The organism is Noviherbaspirillum phoenicis (assembly GCF_047237965.1).
GTDB lineage: Bacteria > Pseudomonadota > Gammaproteobacteria > Burkholderiales > Burkholderiaceae_D > Noviherbaspirillum_A.
The window spans coordinates 401,985-421,301 of sequence record NZ_JBDFLX010000002.1 but is presented as its reverse complement, the minus strand read 5'-3'; the positions used below and the strand labels follow the sequence as shown (position 1 = coordinate 421,301).

General features: G+C 66.9%; 22 protein-coding genes. 10 read left to right on the top strand and 12 right to left on the bottom strand.

All coding sequences use genetic code 11. The annotated features are described in order from the left end of the window. The first annotated feature begins 316 nt into the window (after nt 1-316). The 7 genes from thdT to ABC383_RS21490 all read left to right on the top strand — a co-directional run bounded on the left by thdT (nt 317) and on the right by ABC383_RS21490 (nt 7,036). Entirely contained in the window at nt 317-2,128 is a 1,812-nt protein-coding gene (gene thdT / locus ABC383_RS21520; RefSeq protein ID WP_413017070.1) for a thiol dehydrotransferase, read from the top strand. 93 nt (nt 2,129-2,221) lie between these two features. Then, entirely contained in the window at nt 2,222-2,632 is a 411-nt protein-coding gene (locus ABC383_RS21515; protein ID WP_413017068.1) for a c-type cytochrome, read from the top strand. Between the two features lie 3 nt (nt 2,633-2,635). Further along, on the top strand, nt 2,636-3,544 hold the full coding sequence (locus tag ABC383_RS21510; protein ID WP_413017067.1) for a quinoprotein dehydrogenase-associated putative ABC transporter substrate-binding protein: 909 nt from the start codon (nt 2,636-2,638) through the stop codon (nt 3,542-3,544). Between the two features lie 48 nt (nt 3,545-3,592). Then, nucleotides 3,593-4,321 carry a hypothetical protein gene (locus ABC383_RS21505; protein ID WP_413017065.1) on the top strand — a complete coding sequence of 243 codons (729 nt, stop codon included), beginning with the start codon at nt 3,593-3,595 and terminating at the stop codon, nt 4,319-4,321. Between the two features lie 52 nt (nt 4,322-4,373). Continuing rightward, nucleotides 4,374-5,405, top strand: a complete 1,032-nt coding sequence (locus ABC383_RS21500; RefSeq protein ID WP_413017063.1) for an ATP-grasp domain-containing protein — start codon at nt 4,374-4,376, stop codon at nt 5,403-5,405. Nucleotides 5,406-5,450: 45 nt separating this feature from the next. Next, complete coding sequence (locus tag ABC383_RS21495; protein WP_413017061.1) at nt 5,451-5,627, top strand: hypothetical protein; 177 nt, start codon at nt 5,451-5,453, stop codon at nt 5,625-5,627. Nucleotides 5,628-5,887: 260 nt separating this feature from the next. Further along, on the top strand, nt 5,888-7,036 hold the full coding sequence (locus ABC383_RS21490; protein WP_413012297.1) for an IS481 family transposase: 1,149 nt from the start codon (nt 5,888-5,890) through the stop codon (nt 7,034-7,036). Nucleotides 7,037-7,687: 651 nt separating this feature from the next. Here ABC383_RS21490 and ABC383_RS21485 read toward each other — a convergent pair. The 3 genes from ABC383_RS21485 to ABC383_RS21475 all read right to left on the bottom strand — a co-directional run bounded on the left by ABC383_RS21485 (nt 7,688) and on the right by ABC383_RS21475 (nt 11,943). After that, nucleotides 7,688-9,667, bottom strand: coding sequence for a helicase-related protein (locus tag ABC383_RS21485; RefSeq protein ID WP_413017059.1), 1,980 nt, complete (start codon nt 9,665-9,667; stop codon nt 7,688-7,690). A 108-nt stretch (nt 9,668-9,775) separates the two neighbouring features. Further along, nucleotides 9,776-10,573 carry a slipin family protein gene (locus tag ABC383_RS21480; protein ID WP_413017057.1) on the bottom strand — a complete coding sequence of 266 codons (798 nt, stop codon included), beginning with the start codon at nt 10,571-10,573 and terminating at the stop codon, nt 9,776-9,778. Further along, nucleotides 10,558-11,943 carry an NfeD family protein gene (locus ABC383_RS21475; protein WP_413017055.1) on the bottom strand — a complete coding sequence of 462 codons (1,386 nt, stop codon included), beginning with the start codon at nt 11,941-11,943 and terminating at the stop codon, nt 10,558-10,560. The genes ABC383_RS21480 and ABC383_RS21475 overlap by 16 nt, the downstream gene beginning before the upstream one ends. Between ABC383_RS21475 and ABC383_RS21470 the strand changes: the two genes are divergently transcribed. Together ABC383_RS21470 and ABC383_RS21465 are read left to right on the top strand one after the other, a co-directional pair. Next, entirely contained in the window at nt 11,942-12,175 is a 234-nt protein-coding gene (locus ABC383_RS21470) for a hypothetical protein (RefSeq protein WP_413017053.1), read from the top strand. The two genes, ABC383_RS21475 and ABC383_RS21470, sit on opposite strands and share 2 nt — an antisense overlap. A 119-nt stretch (nt 12,176-12,294) precedes the next feature. Then, nucleotides 12,295-12,918, top strand: a complete 624-nt coding sequence (locus ABC383_RS21465; RefSeq protein WP_413017051.1) for a class I SAM-dependent methyltransferase — start codon at nt 12,295-12,297, stop codon at nt 12,916-12,918. 40 nt (nt 12,919-12,958) lie between these two features. Here the strand turns inward: ABC383_RS21465 and ABC383_RS21460 are convergent, their stop codons facing one another. From ABC383_RS21460 to ABC383_RS21435, 6 genes are all read right to left on the bottom strand, one after another. Beyond that, complete coding sequence (locus tag ABC383_RS21460) at nt 12,959-13,297, bottom strand: DUF202 domain-containing protein (protein WP_413017049.1); 339 nt, start codon at nt 13,295-13,297, stop codon at nt 12,959-12,961. A gap of 13 nt (nt 13,298-13,310) precedes the next feature. Further along, the gene (locus tag ABC383_RS21455) at nt 13,311-13,673 is read right to left on the bottom strand and encodes a YidH family protein (RefSeq protein WP_413017394.1); all 363 of its coding nucleotides are present in this window, start codon (nt 13,671-13,673) and stop codon (nt 13,311-13,313) included. Between the two features lie 153 nt (nt 13,674-13,826). Continuing rightward, nucleotides 13,827-14,162 carry a YnfA family protein gene (locus tag ABC383_RS21450; RefSeq protein ID WP_413017047.1) on the bottom strand — a complete coding sequence of 112 codons (336 nt, stop codon included), beginning with the start codon at nt 14,160-14,162 and terminating at the stop codon, nt 13,827-13,829. A 57-nt stretch (nt 14,163-14,219) separates the two neighbouring features. After that, nucleotides 14,220-14,657 carry a YeeE/YedE family protein gene (locus ABC383_RS21445; protein WP_413017045.1) on the bottom strand — a complete coding sequence of 146 codons (438 nt, stop codon included), beginning with the start codon at nt 14,655-14,657 and terminating at the stop codon, nt 14,220-14,222. Between the two features lie 10 nt (nt 14,658-14,667). After that, nucleotides 14,668-15,099, bottom strand: a complete 432-nt coding sequence (locus ABC383_RS21440) for a YeeE/YedE family protein (protein ID WP_413017043.1) — start codon at nt 15,097-15,099, stop codon at nt 14,668-14,670. Beyond that, nucleotides 15,096-15,434, bottom strand: a complete 339-nt coding sequence (locus tag ABC383_RS21435; RefSeq protein WP_413017041.1) for an ArsR/SmtB family transcription factor — start codon at nt 15,432-15,434, stop codon at nt 15,096-15,098. Before ABC383_RS21435 ends, ABC383_RS21440 begins: the two co-directional genes overlap by 4 nt. A gap of 170 nt (nt 15,435-15,604) precedes the next feature. On the opposite strand from ABC383_RS21435, the gene ABC383_RS21430 reads away from it, so the two are divergent. Next, a complete protein-coding gene (locus ABC383_RS21430; RefSeq protein WP_413017039.1) occupies nt 15,605-16,405 on the top strand; it encodes an OBAP family protein in 801 nt (266 codons plus the stop codon). Between the two features lie 28 nt (nt 16,406-16,433). Here ABC383_RS21430 and ABC383_RS21425 read toward each other — a convergent pair whose 3' ends face one another. The 3 genes from ABC383_RS21425 to ABC383_RS21415 form a co-directional block, all read right to left on the bottom strand. Beyond that, on the bottom strand, nt 16,434-17,234 hold the full coding sequence (locus ABC383_RS21425) for a sulfite exporter TauE/SafE family protein (RefSeq protein WP_413017037.1): 801 nt from the start codon (nt 17,232-17,234) through the stop codon (nt 16,434-16,436). Between the two features lie 101 nt (nt 17,235-17,335). Further along, nucleotides 17,336-17,542 (bottom strand): YgaP family membrane protein, encoded by a 207-nt coding sequence (locus ABC383_RS21420; RefSeq protein ID WP_413017035.1) that lies wholly within the window; start codon nt 17,540-17,542, stop codon nt 17,336-17,338. Nucleotides 17,543-17,574: 32 nt separating this feature from the next. Further along, nucleotides 17,575-19,269 carry a bifunctional protein tyrosine phosphatase family protein/NAD(P)/FAD-dependent oxidoreductase gene (locus ABC383_RS21415; RefSeq protein WP_413017033.1) on the bottom strand — a complete coding sequence of 565 codons (1,695 nt, stop codon included), beginning with the start codon at nt 19,267-19,269 and terminating at the stop codon, nt 17,575-17,577. Nucleotides 19,270-19,317: the final 48 nt, after the last annotated feature.

The window sequence follows — 19,317 nt, the reverse complement described above, 5'->3', positions numbered from 1 at the left end:
GCCCCGCCACATCGGCTGCAAGCGCCATGCCAGCGGGCCTGCCGCCGTGCGCCCCGGAAGCGGGCCGTCCGTCAACGCATCCGCTACGAAATTGGAACATTGCTTGCCCGCCTTGTTCATTTACAGGGACAGCGTTCCTCTCTCCCTCCTCATGTGCCCGGCTTCATGCATCGGGTGTCCCCTGCTGCTGGCGTCTTGCCGGACTGGCATGCTAACTGCTACTCCATGCCTGCCGGGATGGAAGCGATCGGTTAGCCAGGCCGGCGACAGTGATCGCAACGTTGATGCACAAGCTTCAATACAACAGGAGGCAGACATGGTTTCAGCTTTACGGTTAAGGCATTTGCTGTTGCTGGCGGGGGCGGTATCGGCCACGGGAAGCGCTGTTGCCGCGGAGGATCTGCAGCAGGCGGCGAAGAGCCCGAAGAACTGGACAATGCAGGCGGGTGACAACGCCAACCATCGCTACAGTTCGCTCGCCCAGATCAACAAGGGCAATGTGAAGAACCTGCAGGTCGCATGGACATTCTCGACCGGTGTGCTGCGCGGCCATGAAGGTGGCCCGCTGGTAATCGGCGACACCATGTACGTCCACAGCCCTTTCCCCAACAAGGTCTTTGCGCTGAGCCTGGAGGATCAGAGCATCAAGTGGAAATACGAGCCGAAGCAGGACGCGGCCGTGATCCCTGTGATGTGCTGCGACACCGTCAACCGCGGCGTGGCCTACGGTGACGGCAAGATCATCCTGCAGCAGGCCGACACCACGCTGGTGGCCTTGGATGCCAAGACCGGCAAGGAAGTGTGGAAGGTCAAGAACGGCGACCCGAAAATCGGCGAGACCAACACCAATGCGCCGCATATCTTCAAGGACAAGGTGATCACCGGCATCAGCGGCGGCGAATTCGGCGTGCGCGGCCGGCTGGTGGCGTACGACCTGAAGACCGGCAAGGAAGTCTGGAAAGGCTACAGCGTCGGTCCCGACAATGAAATGCTGATCGACCCGGACAAGACCATGACCTGGACCGACGGCAAGATGGCGCCGGTCGGCAAGGACTCCTCGATCAAGACCTGGAAGGGCGACCAGTGGAAGATCGGCGGCGGCACCACCTGGGGCTGGTACAGCTACGACCCCGAAACCAATCTGGTCTATTACGGCACCGGCAACCCGAGCACCTGGAACCCGAGCCAGCGCCCGGGCGACAACAAGTGGTCCATGACCATCTTCGCGCGCGACCTCGACACCGGCATGGCCAAGTGGGTGTACCAGATGACGCCGCACGACGAATGGGACTATGACGGCGTCAACGAGATGATCCTGGCCGACATCAAGGTCAAGGGCAAGCCGCGCAAGGCCCTGGTGCATTTCGACCGCAACGGCTTTGCCTACACCATGGACCGCGTCAGCGGCGAACTGCTGGTGGCCGAGAAATACGACCCGGTCGTCAACTGGGCCAGCCACGTCGACATGAAGACCGGCCGTCCGGTGGTGCAGGCCAAGTACAGCACCGCGCAGAACGGCCCCGACGTCAACACCAAGGGCGTCTGCCCGTCGGCCCTGGGCACCAAGGACCAGCAGCCCGCCTCCTATTCGCCCAAGACCGGCCTGTTCTATGTGCCGACCAACCATGTCTGCATGGACTATGAGCCGTTCCAGGTCGACTACACCGCAGGCCAGCCGTATGTGGGCGCAACGCTGTCGATGTACCCGGCGCCCAACAGCCATGGCGGCATGGGCAACTTCATTGCCTGGGATGCCGGCACCGGCAAGATCGTCTGGTCCAAGCCCGAGAAATTCTCGGTCTGGAGCGGCGCGCTGGCCACCGCCGGCGACGTGAACTTCTACGGCACGCTGGAAGGCTACATCAAGGCCGTGGACAACCAGGGCAGGGAACTGTGGAAGTTCAAGACGCCGTCCGGCATCATCGGCAACGTCACCACCTGGGAATACAAGGGCAAGCAGTACATCGGCGTGCTCTCCGGCATCGGCGGCTGGGCCGGCATCGGCATGGCGGCCGGCCTGGAGAAGGACAATGAGGGCCTGGGCGCAGTTGGCGGCTACCGCGAGCTGTCCAAGTACACCGAACTGGGTGGCGTGCTGACCGTGTTCACCCTGCCGGGCAAGTCGTAAGGCAAGACGCCGGCCGCACGGGCCGGCGCTTTACAAGAAACGCGGGAAGGCCGGCGCTGTGCGCTGCCGGCCTTCCCCGATAAGGAGATATTGATGAGGTTGCGTATTACAGCAGTTGCAGCAGTGATCGCGGGCCTGGCCGGCCTGCTTGCTTCCCAGGTCCAGGCGCAGGCCGACGGGGCCAAACTCTATACCGTGGTCGACGGCAACAAGGTCGACGCCAATACCCTGAAAGGCTGGCGCACCTGGCGCGCGATGGCATGCGAACGCTGCCATGGCGCCAATCAGGAAGGCATGGTCGGCCCTTCCCTGATCGACAGCCTGAAAGTGCTGTCCAAGGACCAGTTCAAGGAAACCGTGCTGAACGGCCGCGTCGACAAGGGCATGCCCAATTTCGGCGGCTCCGAACAGGTCAAGCAGAACATCGACAATCTCTACGCGTATCTGAAGGGCCGGTCCGACGGCGCGATCAAGCCGGGACGGGTCGAGAGCATGGAGAAATGAGCCATGCGACGCGATGGCGGTAACAGGCTCCCTGCCTTGCCGGCGCGCGCGGCGGCAGGCGTGCTGCTTGTCCTGGCGCTTGGCAGCGCCGCGGCGCAGGTGAGCGCGCCGGCGGCAGGCGGCCTGGACGAGCGCTACGAACGGGACAAGGTGCTGCGCGTCTGCCAGGACCCCAACAATCTGCCGCTGTCCAACAAGGAAGGGCGCGGCTTCGAAAACCGGATTGCCGAACTGCTCGCCGGCAAGCTGGGCTGGAAGCTGGAACATACCTGGTACCCGCAGCGCATGGGCTTTATCCGCAATACCCTGCGCGCCAAGCTGCCCGACAGCGACCAGTACAAGTGCGACCTCGTGACCGGCGTCTCCACCGATTTCGAGATGGGACTGGCAACCAGGCCCTACTACCATTCGACCTATGCGCTGGCCTATGTGAAAGGCCGCGGGCTGGACGATGTGGCTACCCCGGAAGACTTGGCCAGGCTGCCGCCCGAGCGCAGGAAGAAGCTGCGCATCGGCGCCTTCGCCAGGACGCCGGCCGTGGACTGGCTGCTCAACAACGGGCTGATCGACCAGATGGTGTCCTACCAGCACCAGACCGGCGACCCCGACCAGTATCCGGGCCAGGTGATCGAACGCGACCTTGCCAGCGGCGCGCTGGATGTCGCCATCGCCTGGGGACCCATCGTCGGCTATTTCGCGAAGAAGGCCGATGCCGCGCCGATCGCGGTGGTGCCCTTCATGCCGCCGGACAAGAACGGCGTGCGTTTCGACTTCAGCATCGCCATGGCGGTGCGGCATGGCGACAAGGCGCTGCGCGACCGCATCAATGGCCTGATCGCCGGCAACGGGCCGGAGATCGAGGCGATACTGAAGGACTATGGCGTGCCGCTCTTGCCGCTGGAACAGAAATAAGCCGTGCTGACAACGGCGCATAGCCGGAAACGATAGGGAGATCGGCCGATGAACATGCATACCTGCTTGATGCCGCGGCCATTGCCGCGGCCTGTCCGGGCGGCGCTTGCCGCCTTCCTTGCCACCGGCGCGATGGCGCTGGCGGCCGGCAGCGCGGCGGCACAGGACATCACCGCCGCGGAAAAACTGCTGTTCCAGACCAGCCACCTGCAGAACGTGGCCGCGCCCAGGGTGCTGCGCTACCGGTATGTGCGGCAGGATGCCGAGGGCGCCGGTTTCAGCGACGAGGTGCTGGTCGATGTCGCCGCGAAAAACGGCGACGGCAGTGCGCGGGTCTCTTCCGAATTCCTGCATGGCGAACGGCAGCTTCCGATTCCGGCCGTGCAGGAAGCGCAGGGCAACCCGGCGCTGTTGGGATTCCTGGAGCGCGACATCGCCGAAATGAAGCGTCTGACCGGTGGCTCCACCAGCTATTTCCGCAAGCGCATCCGCATGGCCCTGGCTGAACAGGCCCGCATCGAGGACGTGACCGTGGATTACGACGGCCGCCAGGTACGCGGCCAGAAAGTCGTTATCCAGCCCTACCTGAACGACCCGATGGCCGAGAAGATGCCGAAGTACCTGGGAAAGCAGTATGTGTTCATCCTGAGCGACGCGATACCTGGCTCGGTGTACCGGCTGAGCGCGGCGGTGCCTGGCGCTGCGCCTGCCGGAAAGAGCGGCGCGGGCGCGACACTGAGCGAGGAAACCATGACCTTCGACGGCACCAGGAGCTAGGCGCCTGGCGCCCATGCCGCATGTGTCGCGCGTCCCTTCCTGACGAGGCATCGTGAAGATACTGGCCTACGACCATCAGACCGCGCATTACGGGGAAGCGCGCGGCCTGCTGTCGGCCGCCGGCTTTTCGGCCGACCGCGCGCTGCAGGCCCTGATCGGCGACCTGTGCCGCCTGCCGCGGGTGGAAGTCACGCTGCTGCGCGACGCCGCGTTGCCGGCGCTGCATCTGCCGGCAGCGGCCAAGGTGATCTCATGCACATCGGAACAGTCCCTGGCTGCGCTGGCAGCCTGCCTGTCCGAGGCCGATGCGGTATGGCCGGTGGCGCCTGAATCGGCCGGCGCGCTGGGGCTGGCATCGGCCGAGATCCTGCGCCATGACCGCATGCTGATCGGCTGCCGCCCCGACGCCGTCGCCATCTTCGCGAGCAAGCACGAGACCGCGCGCCGCCTGCGCGCGGCCGGCGTGCCGGTGGCCGACACCTTCCGGCTCAACGAGGCGCCGGCATCGGCGCAAAGCGACGCCGGCGGCGGCTGGGTCGTCAAGCCCGATGACGGCGCCGGCTGCAGCGACACCCGCATCTTCCCGGACCTCGACGCCGCCCGCACCTGGATCGCCGAGCACGACCCGGCGCGCTACGTGATGCAGCCCTACATCCACGGCAAGCCGCGCAGCATCTCGATGGTATGCGCAGACGGGCAGGCCCTGCTGATGAGCGTCAATGAACAGCGCATGGCGGTGTTCGACAACCAGCTGCATTACCTCGGCAGCACGGTCAGCGGCGTCGACGGCATGCAGCGCGAAGCCAGGGCGCTGGCGGAACAGGTCATGGCCGCGGTGCCTGGCCTGTGGGGTTATGTGGGCATCGACTTCATCATGAGCACGGACGGCCCGGTCGTGCTGGAAGTCAATCCGCGCATCACGGTTTCCCATGCCGGCATGCGGCAGTCGGTGGGACACAACCCGGCGCGGTTGGTGGTGGAGTTGCTGCGCGATGGCCAGTGCGCGCCGCTGGAGGCCAAGCGTGTGCGGCCGGTCAGCATTGATGCGAATGCGTTTCCGGATCATACGCAGGCGATGCGGTGAGGGGGCCTGGCTTGAGGCGGCTGGCAAGGGGCAGGATGAAGCGGGGTGGTTGTAGATACAGTCGCGGTTGCGGTTGCTTTTGACGTACGCGCAGCGACAGTTGCCGTTGCCGTTGCCGTTGCCGTTGCCGTTGCCGTTGCCGTTGCCGTTGCCGTTGCCGTTGCCGTTGCCGTTGCCGTTGTTTTTGAAGTGGCCGTTGCCGTTGCAGTGAAGTCCCGTTGAGCGCGCCGTGTCAGCGGTGCCCGGAGCGGGAAAAGGTGCGGCGTCTGTCTGAGCCAAGCGCAGCTTGGCGAGTTTAGCCGCGCCCCGCTCCGGGCACCGCTGGCACGGGCACCCCGCGCAGCGGGGCGCGATCACCGGGTCGCCTTTTTTTGGTTACTTTTTTTGGCGAAGTGTATAGACCGGGGACATGGGTAACAACTGTGCCGGGACATGGGTAACACTTTGGCGTATTCCATATCAAGCCAAAGGATTCTCTAACCATGCCCTGGAAAGACGTTGACATGATGACCCTTCGACAAGAATTTACGGCGCTAGCGCAGCAGGATGGCGTGAACTTCAGTGCCCTATGCACGCGTTTTGGAATCAGTCGCAAGACAGGATACAAATGGCGTGAACGCAGCATGACGCAGGGCCCTGCTGGCCTGCAGGACTGCTCGCGCAGACCCTGCAATACGCCACTGCGTACCAGCCAGGCAAACGAAGAGCTGGTAGTGAAGGTGCGTCTGAAACACCCCACCTGGGGCGGCCGCAAGATTCATCGCAGCCTGCTCAATCAGGGTCACATCCAGGTGCCAACCCCCAGCACCATTACCCGGATTCTGCATCGACATGGCTTGATCTCAGAAAAGGCAAGCGCAAACAGCACCGCCTGGCAGCGCTTCGAGCATGCCCAGCCCAATGATCTCTGGCAGATCGACTTCAAGGGCCATTTCCAGACCGGCCAGGCCACGTGTCATCCACTGACCGTGCTGGATGATCATTCACGCTACAACATCGTCCTGCAGGCTTGCCTGAACCCGGACACTGCCACTGTGCAGGCAGCTCTGGAAACTGCCTTTCGCCATCACGGCATGCCAGTACGGATCAACGCTGACAACGGTTCTCCATGGGGCAGTCCGTCGCAGCACGAGCATGGCATCACCAAGCTCACCATCTGGTTGATTCAGCTGGGCATTCGCATCAGTCACAGTCGTCCGGCTCATCCACAGACCAATGGCAAGGACGAACGTTTCCATCGCACGCTCAAGGCAGATGTGCTGCACGGGCGTCACTTCGTTGACCTTGAGGAGGTCCAGAACGCATTCGACCGCTGGCGAATGATCTACAACAACGAGCGGCCGCATGAAGCCATCGGCATGGCCACGCCGGTAACCCGGTTCCGGCAAAGCCGTCTGGCCTATCCCGAGCGATTGCCAGAGATTGTTTATCCGCAGGAAGACCTGGTGGAGACCGTCGGGTGGAACGGGCATGTGAAGTTCCACAAGCGCAGCTTTCGCGTCTCCAGCGCCTTGCACAGGCATCGTATTGCGGCCCGCGCCCTGTCAGGCCAGGACGGCATTTATGACCTGTACTTTGCGCATCAGCGATTTGGCCAAATCGACTTGCGCAATGCCGAAAAGCACGATTAAATCTGTTACCCATGTCCCGGCACATGTGTAACCTATGTCCCCGGTCTATACAGCGAAGCAAAAAAAGTGACCCGGCCGCCGGGACGGACTCCCGGCTTGTCTCCACGGCAGTGCAACCGCATTGCGTCACCCGGCAAGGCACGGGCAGCACTGTCGTAGTTGTTGTTGACGTTCGTATTGAAACTTCAAACTTCAAACTTCAAAAGCAACTGCTGCTTCGCAGTGACGTCTTTACGCCTGGTGAAACAAGCCGACTGCACTGTCGTCATGACCAGGCCGGGTGTTCGCCCCGGCAGGCGACCTACTTCTTTTGCTTCGCCAAAAGAAGTAGGCAAGAAAAGGCGACCCCGACTGTGCCGCCCCGCTACGCGGGGTTCCCGTGCCGTCGATGCCCGGAGCGGGGCGCGGCTAAACTCGCCAAGCTGCGCTTGACTCAAACAGACGCCGCACCTTTTCCCGCTCCGGGCATCGCCGACACGGCGGTACACAGACGGGGACCCTAACTGCAACGGCAACCGCAACTACAATGGCAACTGCAACTACAACGGCAACTGCAACGACAACTGCAACTGCAACGACAACGGCCACTTCAAAAGCAACCGCAACGGTCGCTGCGCGTACGTCAAAAGCAACCGCAACGGCAGAGCCCCCTTACCACCCCTTCCCCCTCTTCCCCTGCCGCCGCCTTACCGCCGCATTCTGCGCCTGCAGCATCGCATCCACCCGCTCGGAAGCAACACGCGCCAGCGACTGCGCTTCCTCGATGCTGGGAAAGTACTCCGGCAGGCGATAGCCCAGCCAGGCATAGGCCGAATAGAGCCGGCACTGGTCTTCCACCTCCTGCAGGCCCAGCCTCCCAAGCTCGCGCGGATCGACTTCGAGCTTCATTGCCCGCTTCTTCGCCAATGCCCTGGCCCAGCCCTCCCACGCCATCTGCAGCGTCGGCACGCGGCTGGCGATGGGCACCAGGGACAGGGTGAACTTTTCGGCGATGGTCAGCGGCAGCGTGTCCAGCCACAGCGCCCGTTCCGACTGCTCCTCGGTGATGCGCGGAAAGAAGAAGCCGTCCGGCACGTCGATGTTGTGCACGAAGCGCTTCAACAGCCGCACCAGCGACTGCTCGCCTGTCACGGAGGAAATCCGGTGCAGATGCTCCAGCGTCGGCGCGACCGAGAAATTGGTGGCGGGCACCGGGGCCAGCTTTTCCTTCAGCAATGCGCCGATCACCTGGTGCGTATCCTCGTCGTAGCCGGCGACGAAGCCTTCCTCGTGCACGCCGTAGCGGCCGGCGCGGCCGGCGATCTGGCGCGCCAGCGCCGCTGAAATCTCTTCCTCCTCGACGCCGTTGAACTTGACGGCAGTCGTCATCACCACCCGCGAAATCGGCATGTTCAGGCCCATCGCCAGCGCGTCGGTCGCCACCACGACGTCGGCCTCGCCGTCGCGGAAGCGCTGGGCCTGCGCGCGCCGCACCTCGGGCGACAGGTTGCCGTAGACGGTGGAGACCGACATGCCGGTCTCGGCGATCATGTCGCGCCACATCAGCACGTCGCGCCGCGAAAACGCGATCACGGCGTCGCCGCGGCGGAAGTTGCGCAGCTTCCTGACCGCCTGGCCTTCCATCGTCAGCGGCGCCTTGCGCTTGAGCAGGTGGATTTCGAGCGGGCATTCCAGGCGGTCGGCCAGGGCCTCGATCGCCTTGCGCGCTTCCGGCGCGCCCACCAGGTACACCGTGGTGGCGGGCGCGCCGCAGACGGCGGCGGTCCAGGCCGCGCCGCGGTCGCGGTCGGCCAGCATCTGGATCTCGTCGATCACCGCGACCTCGACCCGGGTGCGGCTGTCCAGCATCTCGACGGTGCTGGCGACATGGGTCGCGCCTTCCTCGATGCGGCGCTCCTCGCCGGTGATCAGGCTGACCTTCAATTCCTTGCCGTGCGGCCGGGCCGCCTGCATGCGCTCGTAGTTTTCCAGCGCCAGCAAGCGCAGCGGCGCCAGGTAGACGCCGCTCTTGGCATGGATCAGCGCCTCCATCGCCTTGTGGGTCTTGCCCGAGTTGGTCGGGCCCAGCACGGCGATGAACTTGCGCGGCAGGCGGCGCGCCACCTCGAAGGAATCGGGATACTCGGCCAGGTTGATGCTCTCGCGGGTCAGCGCGGCATGCCGCTCTTCCTGCGCCCGCTCGATCGCATGGTCCAGGCGCTGGCGGATGCGGTCGAACACGAATTCCGCCGGGTCGGCGCTTTGTTGCCCGGCCAGCGACTGCAGGTAGGGCATCGCGTCCAGCCCGGCTTCCTCGGCGCGCTCCTCGATCTCGCGCACGAAGGCCGCCGCCTGCCGGCGCAGCGCTTCCATGGCTTCCGGCGTGACCCGTTCCCGCACCAGCGCGAGCCGGGCGTCGTCGTCCATCTTGCGCCATTTGGTCGGCTTGGCCAGCACGCCATAGGCCGGCACCAGGTCGTAGGGTATGCGCAGCAGGCCGGCTTCGACCTCGCCGGCAAAGCGCACGAAGACCCGGCCTTCCAGCTTGACCAGGCGCGCGCCGGCGGCGCTCACATACTGTTCAGCGGACCCGGCTGCGTCCTGCGCGTCTTCCTGCCCGCCGGCGGAAAGGGAAATGTCTGGCTCTGTCATCGGCAATCGGCGGCGGCCGCGGTGGCCGCCAGAGAAAAAGGAAACCGTATCCTACCGGAGGCGCGGGCCGGACAGTTGGCGTGTGGACAAGGGCGCGGCCGGCGCTGCTCAAGCGCCCGGTTCCGGACCGGTCGGCCGGGCTGCGGCCCTACGGGCCTGTTCCGCCATCCCGGTCAGCAGCTCGACCGGCAGCGGGAACACGATGGTCGACGACTTGTCGCCGGCGATGTTGGCCAGCGTCTGCATGTAGCGCAGCTGCATCGCGCCCGGCTGGCGCGCCAGCACCTCAGCGGCCTGCATCAGCTTTTCCGATGCCTGCAGTTCGCCCTCGGCATGGATCACCTTGGCGCGTCGCTCGCGCTCGGCCTCGGCCTGGCGGGCAATCGCCCGCACCATCGATTCATCCAGGTCCACGTGCTTGATCTCGACATTGGCCACCTTGATGCCCCAGGCGTCGGTCTGGGCGTCGAGCACCTGCTGGATATCGATATTGAGGCGCTCGCGCTCGGCCAGCATCTCGTCCAGCTCGTGCTTGCCCAGCACCGCGCGCAGCGTGGTCTGCGCCAGCTGGCTGGTGGCCTCGAAGAAGTTGGCGACCTGGATGATGGCCTTTTCCGGATCGACCACGCGGAAATACAGCACCGCGTTGACCTTGACCGAGACGTTGTCGCGCGAGATCACGTCCTGGGTCGGCACGTCGAGCACGATGGTGCGCAGGTCGACCCGCACCATCTGCTGCAGCACCGGGATCAGGATCACCAGGCCCGGCCCCTTCACCGCCCAGAAGCGGCCGAGCTGGAACACCACGCCGCGCTCGTATTCGCGCAGCACCCGGATCGATACGGCCAGCAGCAACAGCAGCAGGACGACGATGGCGCCGGCGCCAAGGCTCAGGGTGGCGGGCATGGCGATTCTCCTTGTGTGTCGTCGATCGGAACCACGTCGAGCAGCAGGCCGTGGCGCGCCACCACCCGCACTCTTTGGCCACGGCGCAGCGGCACCGGGCTGGCCACGCGCCAGGTCTCGCCGCGCAGCCGCACCCAGCTCCCGTGCGGCGCGCCGGGCGCGGCTTCCACCTCGGCGATGCCGCCGACCATGTCGTCCAGCCCGGCCATGCGCGGCCGCCGCCGGGTTTTCAGCGCCACGGTGGCGAGGGCGCCAAGCAGCAGCGCGCTTGCCACCGCCACCGCGGCGATCAGCGCGGGCGGCAGGCCATAGCCCGGCAGGTCGGTATCGATCAGCATCAGCGCACCGGCGACGAAGGCGGCGACGCCGCCGATGCCCAGCACGCCGAAGCTGGGCAGGAAGGCCTCGGCCACCATCAGCAGCAGCGCCAGCAGGATCAGCGCCAGGCCGGTGTAGTTCACCGGCAGCAGCTGCAGGCCGTATAGCGCGAGCAGCAGGCAGATCCCGCCGACCACGCCCGGCGCCACCGCGCCCGGGCTGATGAACTCGAACACCAGTCCATACACGCCCACGGTCAACAGCAGCAGCGCAATGGTCGGGCTGGTGATGGTGGAGAGCAGACGGACGCGCCAGTCGGGCTCAAGCCGGGCCAGCGCAGCGCCGCCGGTGTGCAGCTGCCTTTCCCGGCCGAGCACGGTGACCTTCTTGCCGTCGAGCTGCCGCATCAGCGCCTCGCTGTCGGGGGCAAGGTAATCGATCACCCTCAGCTTCAGCGCCTCCTCGGCCGGCAGGCTGGCCGCCTCGCGCACCGCGCGCTCGGCCCAGTCGGCATTGCGCCCACGCAGCTGCGCCAGGCCGCGGATATAGGCGGCGGCATCGTTGACCTGCTTGCGCGCCAGCGCCGATACAGGCTTGCCGGCGTCGCCGGCCGGCTTGTCGCCTTCCGGCGCCATGCCCGGCGCGCCGATCTGCACCGGCGTGGCCGCGCCGAGGTTGGTGCCGGGCGCCATGGCCGCGATATGGCTGGCATAGAGGATATAGGTGCCGGCGCTGGCGGCGCGCGCGCCGCCGGGCGCCACCAGGCCCGCCACCGGCACCGGCGAGGCCAGGATGGCCTTGATGATGGCGCGCATCGAGGTGTCCAGCCCGCCGGGCGTGTCCATCTGCAGGATCACCAGCTGGCTGCCGTCGCTGGCGGCGCGGGCCATGCCGCGCACCACGTAATCGGCGCTGGCCGGACCGATCGGGCCGTCGATGGCCAGCAGCGTGACCGGCGGCGGCGCGGCCAGCGCGCAGGCGGCCAGCAGCAGGCCAAGCAGGCAGAGCAGCGCGGCGCCGGCATCACGGCGGCGGCTTGGAGGCGATGGCATGGCGCGATTCCCCAGGTTCCACGGGCCGGTTCTGGCCGGCATATCCACCACGACCATTCTTGTGCAGCACGGCCGCGCGGGTTTGCGTCATATCAGAGAGCGGCCCGGTACCCTGGCCGCAAGGGGAAACTCGCCTGACGGCGCAGCGCTTCGGGTGGCCGGCGATGCGCAGGTCCTGGATGCCGGCAGCTTGCCTGTGACGCAGGCAACAGGAGCGGTGCTCATGCCGTAGACTTCCTCATCGCCGCCGGCGCGAAGGAAAACCGGGATGCACAGCGCCGGACGAGCCCGCCAGCATGCACCCATGAGCCCGGGCTGGCGACCGCAATGCCTACCTCACCTGGAGACGCCATGACAGATGCACCCTTCTTTCAATCCGCCGCAACCTGGGACCAGCGCTACAGCGAGCCGGACTTCGTGTTCGGCACCGAGCCCAATGCCTATCTCGCCGATCAGGCCGGCCTCTTGCAACGGGGCGGGAAGGCGCTCGCGGTGGCCGATGGCGAAGGACGCAACAGCGTCTGGCTGGCCCGGCAAGGCCTGACCGTCGACGCGTTCGACATTTCGCCGGTGGGCGTGGACAAGGCGCGCCGCCTGGCCAGTGAGGCCGGCGTCGACGTCGCCTACCACGTTGCGAGTTGCGACGACTGGGCCTGGCGGGAGCAGGCCTATGACTGCGTGGTGGCGATTTTCGTGCAGTTCGCCGACCCGGCGATGCGCGACAGGCTGTTCGCCAACATGGTGAAGGCCCTGAAGCCGGGCGGCTTGCTGGTGCTGCAGGGCTACACGCCCAGGCAGCTCGAATACAAGACCGGCGGCCCCGGCGTGCTGTCGCATCTGTACACCGAGGACATGCTCAAGACGGCCTTCGCGGGCCTGCGCATCGTCGACATGCGGTCCTATGATGCGCAGCTCAGCGAGGGCAGCCGGCACAGCGGCATGTCGGCGCTGGTCGGCATGGTGGCGCGGAAATAGCCGGACCCAGCCAGCAACGGCCAGCGCCGGCGATGCCCGGTCAGCCCTTGCCGAAATGCGCGCTGGCCAGCGCCGCGAGCAGGCAGGCCAGCGCCGCGCCGAGCGCGAGTGCGCGCATCAGCGCGGGATGCGCCGCAACGGGCCTGCCGCCGGCGGTCAATGCCCTGCCCCGCCGCCTGCCGCAGGCATGGAAGCCGGCCGCCAGCGCCAGCAGCACGGCGCCGAACAGCAGCAGCGCGTTGTCGCCATCGGCGAGGCCGGCACGCAGCCACAGCATCGCATTGACCAGGAAGGCGAAGGCGGTGCGGCTCCAGGCAAGCACGGTCCGTTCGGCTTGAAGGCCGGGGTCGTACGGAGGCAGGGCGCGATGGCCGGGCACGATACGGCGGCGCTCAGGTGAAAGCGATCATCAGGCCGACCAGGACGCCCAGCGCGAACAGGCACACGGACAACAGCGGAATCACATGGGGAAAGGGCAAGGGCTCTGCATGGCGCATCGCGATTTCATTGGCCCGCCAGCGGAAATAGGCCAGGCCGCACAGCCCCGCGGCCAGCGCGCACAGGAGTATCGTCCCCGCCAGCACCAGCCGCGTGGGCTGCAGCCGGCTGGCGAACTGGTGTACCAGCACCGCGCCGGCCAGGATGGACAGCGCGGTCCTGATCCAGGCCAGAAAGGTTCTCTCGTTGGCCAGCGAGAACCGGTAGTCAGGTTCCGCGCCCTCCTGTTGCCAGGAAGGCTTCCTCCCGTGCCGCATCGTATTCACCCCAGGCTGTCGATGAAAGCGACGCGCACCACCCTGCCGGCGCCGCCGCAAAGCGCGCCAGTATATCAGCCGGCCCGGCGCCGGGAGCATGGCGGCGCCTGCACGGCGGAGCGCCAGGCCATCCGCGGTCATCCGGTCATTCGCTCATTTCAACTGCGGCTGCAAGGCGATCACCGCCATGCCGCCCAGCGCCAGCAGCGCGCCGGCAAGGTCCCAGCGGCTCAGGGCGATGCCATCGACCAGCCGCAGCCACAGCAGGGCGACCACGATGTACACGCCGCCATAGGCCGCATAGGTGCGGCCGGCCGCCGCGGGATGCAGCGTCAGCAGCCAGGCGAACGCCGCCAGCGATGCCGCGGCCGGCAGCAGCAGCCAGGGCGTCCTGGCGTCGCGCAGCACCAGCCATGGGAGGTAGCAGCCGACGATCTCGGCCAGGGCGGTCAGTGCGAACAGGCTAGCGACCTTCATTATTTCCGGCATGAAAACTCCGTGGTTGGGTTGGACCATGCCGGATGCGCCAGGCGCTCGGGCAAGCGCTCAGGCAACCTTCTGCCGGCCTTCCCGCGGCCGCCATTCCAGCAACTCGAACAGGGCCATGCCGGCCAGCATCGCCAGCACGAAGACCAGCGGCTTGATGCCGCCCGACAGCAGCGAGGCCAGCGCCGGGCCGGGACAATAGCCGGCCAGTCCCCAACCCACGCCGAAGGCCAGGCTGCCCAGCGCCAGGCGGCGGTCGATCCGGGTGGCCGCCGGCAGCCGCATCGGTCCGCCGAGCAGCGCGCCCGACCGGCGCCCGGCCAAGCGGAACGGCAGGAAGGCGGCCGCGATGGCGCCCGCCATCACCAGCGCCAGCGACGGGTCCCAGCCGCCGGCCAGGTCGAGGAAGCCGATCACCTTGGCCGGGTTGGTCATGCCGGACAGGATCAGGCCGATGCCGAACACCAGGCCGGCGAACAATGCGATGACGATCTGCATGACGATCTCCTCAGGCCAGCAGGTGGCGAACGATGAACACGGTGGCGAAGCCGGCCGCCATGAAGCAGGCGATCGCCACCAGCGAGCGCGGCGACAGCCGGGCGATGCCGCAGACGCCATGGCCGCTGGTGCAGCCGGCGCCATAGCGGGTGCCTATGCCCACCAGCAGGCCGGCCGCGATCAGGATGCCGGCGTCGGCATCCACCACGGTGTCAGGCAGCGGACTGACCATGGCGTAGAGCAGCGGCGCAAGAACAAGGCCGGCCAGGAAGGCAAGGCGCCACAGGATGTCGTTTTTGGCCGGACGCAGCAGTCCGCCGAGGATGCCGCTGATGCCGGCGATGCGGCCGTTGAAGAGGATGAAGACCGCCGCCGCGACGCCGATCAGGATGCCGCCGGCCAGCGAGGCCCATGGCGTGAAATGGGTCCAGTCGATGTTCATGATGCTTGCTCCTTTTCCTGTTCCGGTGCGCAGTAGAGCGCATGAAGCACCGTCATCACCGCCAGCGCTTCCTGGCTGGCAATGCGGTAATAGATCTGCTTGCCCTCGCGCCGGGTGGCGACCATGTCCTCGTCGCGCAGCACGGTGAGCTGCTGCGACAGGGTGGGCTGCCGGATGCCGGTCGTTTCCTCGAGTTCGCCGACGCAGTACTCGCCCTGCGTCATCTGGCACAGCAGCAGCAGGCGGTCCGGATTGGCCAGCACCTTCAGCAGGCCGCAGACCTGGCCGGCGGCCTGGCGCAGCTGCTCGATATCGATATTGGCGGTGCTTGTCATCGTTTCCCCTTGACCGTGGTCATGGCAGCGGCACATGCACGCTGATTTTTTACTCGTCTATATTATATATTTTTGTAGATTGAAATGCCAGGTGCATGGCTTGGCCCAACCCAGCGTGCCCAGCGCCCGGCATCACTTAACCCCGACAGACCACTACAGGATGCAATGACATGACCACACCCCGCCCCCTTGCCGGCAGCGCCCGCCTCTTCCTTGCCGCCGCGCTGATCGCGGCGCCTGCCGTCCATGCGCAGGAAAGCAGCGAACCCGCGACCGCCGTCAGCGGCGAGCCCAAGACGGCCAGGACCCGGACCCTGGAAGCCGGCGCCAAGCTGCTGCAGGGCAAGGCGCCGCTGCGCGGCTTCGATATCTACCTGGTCGGCTTTCACCCGATGAAGGACCAGCCGCAGGCCCAGATGGAAGCCCATCACTACTGCCGCCAGGTCAACCAGGACTTTGCCCAGTGCGTGCTGTTCGACGGCAATACGGCCAAGGCCAACATGCATGGCGTCGAGTACATCATCTCGGAAAAGCTGTTTGCCACCCTGCCTGACGAAGAGCGCAAGTACTGGCATCCGCACAACGGCGAGATCCTGTCCGGCCAGCTGGTGGCGCCGGGCATACCGCGGGCGGCGGAAAAGTCGCTGATGAAGACCAAGATGAACAGCTACGGCAAGACCTGGCACTTCTGGAACACCGGCATGGCCGGACAGCCCGGCGACAAGCTGCCGCTGGGCGACCCGATGCTGGCATGGTCCTTCAGCCGCGACGGCGAGATCCTGCCCGGCCTGGTCGAAAAACGCGACAAGGCGCTTGGCACCGACACCGGGAAGAAGCGCCGGGAACGCGCCGACCTGCAGTCGCTGGCCAGGCCCCAGTCCGGCGTGGACGACCTGAAAGGCAAGTTCGACCGGCAGACCACAGAGATTCCCGGCGTGGTCGACAGCAAGGCCGCCACCGCGCCGCGCTGAGACGGGCTGCCGGCCCGAAGCAGCCAGCTCAGGCCGGCAGCGACAGCGCCACCCTGGCCACCATGCCGAGCGCGACCAGCGCGGCCACCGCGGCGAAGGCGCGCTGGACATGGGCGCCGCCGATGCGGGCCGCGACCATGCGGCCGCCCATCATGCCGGCCAGCGCGCCGGCGCAGAAGGGCAAGGCGGCCGCCCATGCCAGGCGCCCGGCCACGATGCTGGAAGCCACGCCGCTGGCCGAGACCAGCGCGATCACGGCCAGCGAGGTGGCCACCACCGACTCCATCTCCAGGTCGGTGGTGCGGCGCAGCGCCGGCACCATCACGAAGCCGCCGCCGACGCCCAGCAGGCCCGACAGCAGGCCGGCGATGCCGCCGGCAATCGCCAGCGAGCGCGCGCACGGCGTGGTCCAGATGAAGCGGCCGCTGGCGGCATCGCGCAGGCAGGGCGGATGGCGCAGGGCGGGTCTGGCGGCGGCGCCGGCCTGGCGGAAGCCGCGCCAGGCGACGATGGCCAGCACGATAGCGAACAGGATGGTCAGCGAGCGGTTGTCCACCCTTGCCGCCAGCCACAGCCCAACCGGGGACAGCAGCATGCCGGCGCCGGAGATCAGCAGCGCGGCGCGGTAGCGCACGATCCCCTGGCGCAGGCCCAGCGCCGCGCCCAGGCTGGCCGCCATGCCCACGGCCAGCAGGCCGATCGGCCCGGCCTGGGCCATGCTCATGTGCGCGCCGAACACCAGCAGCGGCACGGCCAGGATGCCGCCGCCGGCGCCGGTCAGCGCGAGGATGGCGCCTGTCACCAGGCCCAGGAACAGGTACAGCGTCATGGTCGACTCCGGCAATGCGCAATGCGCCGTCCATATGCAGTGATGGCTTTGGCCCCGGCAGCGATGGACGGCTCGGCACTGGCCACAGGCAGCATGTCGAGCTAGCCCTGCCGCGACGGCGTGCGGCAGGTGCGGATGCCCAGCAGGGTGTACAGCGGACACCAGCCGGCCAGCCCGGTGACCAGCGGCACCAGGCCAATCAGCGCCAGCCAGCGCGTTCCTGCGCCGAGGAAGAAATACAGCGACAGGATGATCAGGCCGGCGACGATGCGCAGGCCGCGGTCCGTGCTTCCGACATTGGCTTTCATGGCAGCTTCCTTTCAGGTTGGACAAAAGTGGTTCAGGAGACGGCTTGCCTGGTCGCGGCGGCATCCACCAGCTCGGGCTGCACCATCCATTCGCGGCCCTTCAGCATGCCTTCCCAGTACAGCGGCGGCAGGATGCGCTCCTTGAGCAGCCAGGCCAGGCGCGACGGCCGGGTGCCGTCGATCAGCCACGATGGAAAGCTGGGCGCGAGCTTGCCGCCGTACAGGAATTCGGCGAGCACGATCCTGCCGCGCTCAACCGTCAGCGGGCAGGAGCCGTAGCCGTTGTAATGGGCCTCGCCCTTCGCGCGGCCCAGCGCCGCCAGCAGGTTGTGCGCCACCACCGGCGCCTGTGCCCGGGCTGCCGCGGCGGTCTTGGCGTTGGGCGTATTGCCGGCGTCGCCCATCGCAAACACATTGGGATAGCGCTTGTGCCGCATCGTTGCCGGGTCGATGTCCACCCAGCCGGCCGCATCCGCCAGCGGACTGACGCGGATGAAGTCGGGCGCCTTCTGCGGCGGCACCACATGGATCATGTCGAACGGCTTCTGCACCAGTTCCTTCGTGCCGTCCGCCGCGGTCCGGGTGAAGGTCGCCACCCGGCCCGGTCCGTCGATCGCGGTCAGCGCATGGGTGAAATGGAGGTCGATGCCGTAGGCTTCCACATATTCCATCAGCGCCGGCACATAGTCCGGCACGCCGAACAGGGCCGCGCCGGCATTGAAGAAGCCGATGTCGACCTTGTCTAGAAGGCCGTTGCGGCGCCAGTGGTCGGCGGCCAGGTACATCGCCTTCTGCGGCGCGCCGGCGCACTTGATCGGCATCGGCGGCTGGGTGAACAGCGCCCGGCCGCCGCGCAGGCCCTGCACCAGTTCCCAGGTATAGGGTGCGAGGTGGTACAGGTAATTCGAGGTGACGCCGTTGTGGCCCAGCGTCTCGGCCAGGCCGTCGATCGCATGCCAGTCCAGCTTCAGCCCCGGGCACACCACCAGTTGCCGGTAGCGGACGACGCGGCAGCCGTCGAGGACCACCGCATTGCGCTCCGGCTCGAAGGCGGCGACCGCGGCCTTGATCCAGTGCGCGCCCCGCGGGATCAGCGAGCCCATGGCGCGCACCGTGTCGCGCACATCGAAGACGCCGCCGCCGACCAGGGTCCAGCCGGGCTGGTAGTAATGCACGTCGGCCGGGTCGATGATGGCCACGTCCAGCCCCGGGCTGCGCGCCAGCAGGCTGGCGGCCGCCGCAATGCCGGCCGCGCCGCCGCCGACGATCACCACCTCGTGCTCGGCCTCGCTGACCTCCACCGGCGTGCGCCCGCCACTGGCGATGCGCCGCACCACGCCCTTCAGGTCGAAGCCTGCATGGCTGGCGGCATCGATGATCTCCGACAGCGGCCGCTTGCCCGACTGCGACAGCGCCCACATCGTGGTCGAGCGCATGCCGGTGCGGCAGTAGGCGAGCACCGGCTTGGGCAGCCGCGCCAACAGCGCGCCGAATTCCGCGCCCTGCCGGTCGCTGACCTTGCCCGACTCGGCCGGCAGGTAATGCGCCTCGATGCCGCAGGCGCGGGCGGCTTCCTCGATTTCCGAAAACAGCGGCTGGTCGTTGCCTTCGCCGTCCGGGCGGTTGCAGACCAGCGCGCGGTAGCCCGCCGCCTGCAGCGCCGGCACGTCCGCCGGCACAATCTGCGGCGACACGGAAAGTTCGGGAGTCAGTATGCGGATGTCCATGGTTGTCTCCTGCCTGGAAGCGAATCGAATGAAAGAACTGCGCGCTTG

Coding starts and splice junctions, on each gene's coding strand:
- ABC383_RS21485 (WP_413017059.1), bottom strand. CDS start 9,667: ATGACAGAGCCAGACATTTCCCTTTCCGCCGGCGGGCAGGAAGACGCG.
- ABC383_RS21440 (WP_413017043.1), bottom strand. CDS start 15,099: ATGAACATCGACTGGACCCATTTCACGCCATGGGCCTCGCTGGCCGGC.
- ABC383_RS21425 (WP_413017037.1), bottom strand. CDS start 17,234: ATGACGCTGTACCTGTTCCTGGGCCTGGTGACAGGCGCCATCCTCGCG.
- ABC383_RS21490 (WP_413012297.1), top strand. CDS start 5,888: ATGCCCTGGAAAGACGTTGACATGATGACCCTTCGACAAGAATTTACG.
- ABC383_RS21415 (WP_413017033.1), bottom strand. CDS start 19,269: ATGGACATCCGCATACTGACTCCCGAACTTTCCGTGTCGCCGCAGATT.
- ABC383_RS21445 (WP_413017045.1), bottom strand. CDS start 14,657: ATGCAGATCGTCATCGCATTGTTCGCCGGCCTGGTGTTCGGCATCGGC.
- ABC383_RS21470 (WP_413017053.1), top strand. CDS start 11,942: ATGGCGCGATTCCCCAGGTTCCACGGGCCGGTTCTGGCCGGCATATCC.
- ABC383_RS21465 (WP_413017051.1), top strand. CDS start 12,295: ATGACAGATGCACCCTTCTTTCAATCCGCCGCAACCTGGGACCAGCGC.
- ABC383_RS21435 (WP_413017041.1), bottom strand. CDS start 15,434: ATGACAAGCACCGCCAATATCGATATCGAGCAGCTGCGCCAGGCCGCC.
- ABC383_RS21450 (WP_413017047.1), bottom strand. CDS start 14,162: ATGCCGGAAATAATGAAGGTCGCTAGCCTGTTCGCACTGACCGCCCTG.
- ABC383_RS21455 (WP_413017394.1), bottom strand. CDS start 13,673: ATGCGGCACGGGAGGAAGCCTTCCTGGCAACAGGAGGGCGCGGAACCT.
- ABC383_RS21430 (WP_413017039.1), top strand. CDS start 15,605: ATGACCACACCCCGCCCCCTTGCCGGCAGCGCCCGCCTCTTCCTTGCC.
- ABC383_RS21480 (WP_413017057.1), bottom strand. CDS start 10,573: ATGCCCGCCACCCTGAGCCTTGGCGCCGGCGCCATCGTCGTCCTGCTG.
- thdT (WP_413017070.1), top strand. CDS start 317: ATGGTTTCAGCTTTACGGTTAAGGCATTTGCTGTTGCTGGCGGGGGCG.
- ABC383_RS21420 (WP_413017035.1), bottom strand. CDS start 17,542: ATGAAAGCCAATGTCGGAAGCACGGACCGCGGCCTGCGCATCGTCGCC.
- ABC383_RS21510 (WP_413017067.1), top strand. CDS start 2,636: ATGCGACGCGATGGCGGTAACAGGCTCCCTGCCTTGCCGGCGCGCGCG.
- ABC383_RS21505 (WP_413017065.1), top strand. CDS start 3,593: ATGAACATGCATACCTGCTTGATGCCGCGGCCATTGCCGCGGCCTGTC.
- ABC383_RS21475 (WP_413017055.1), bottom strand. CDS start 11,943: ATGCCATCGCCTCCAAGCCGCCGCCGTGATGCCGGCGCCGCGCTGCTC.
- ABC383_RS21515 (WP_413017068.1), top strand. CDS start 2,222: ATGAGGTTGCGTATTACAGCAGTTGCAGCAGTGATCGCGGGCCTGGCC.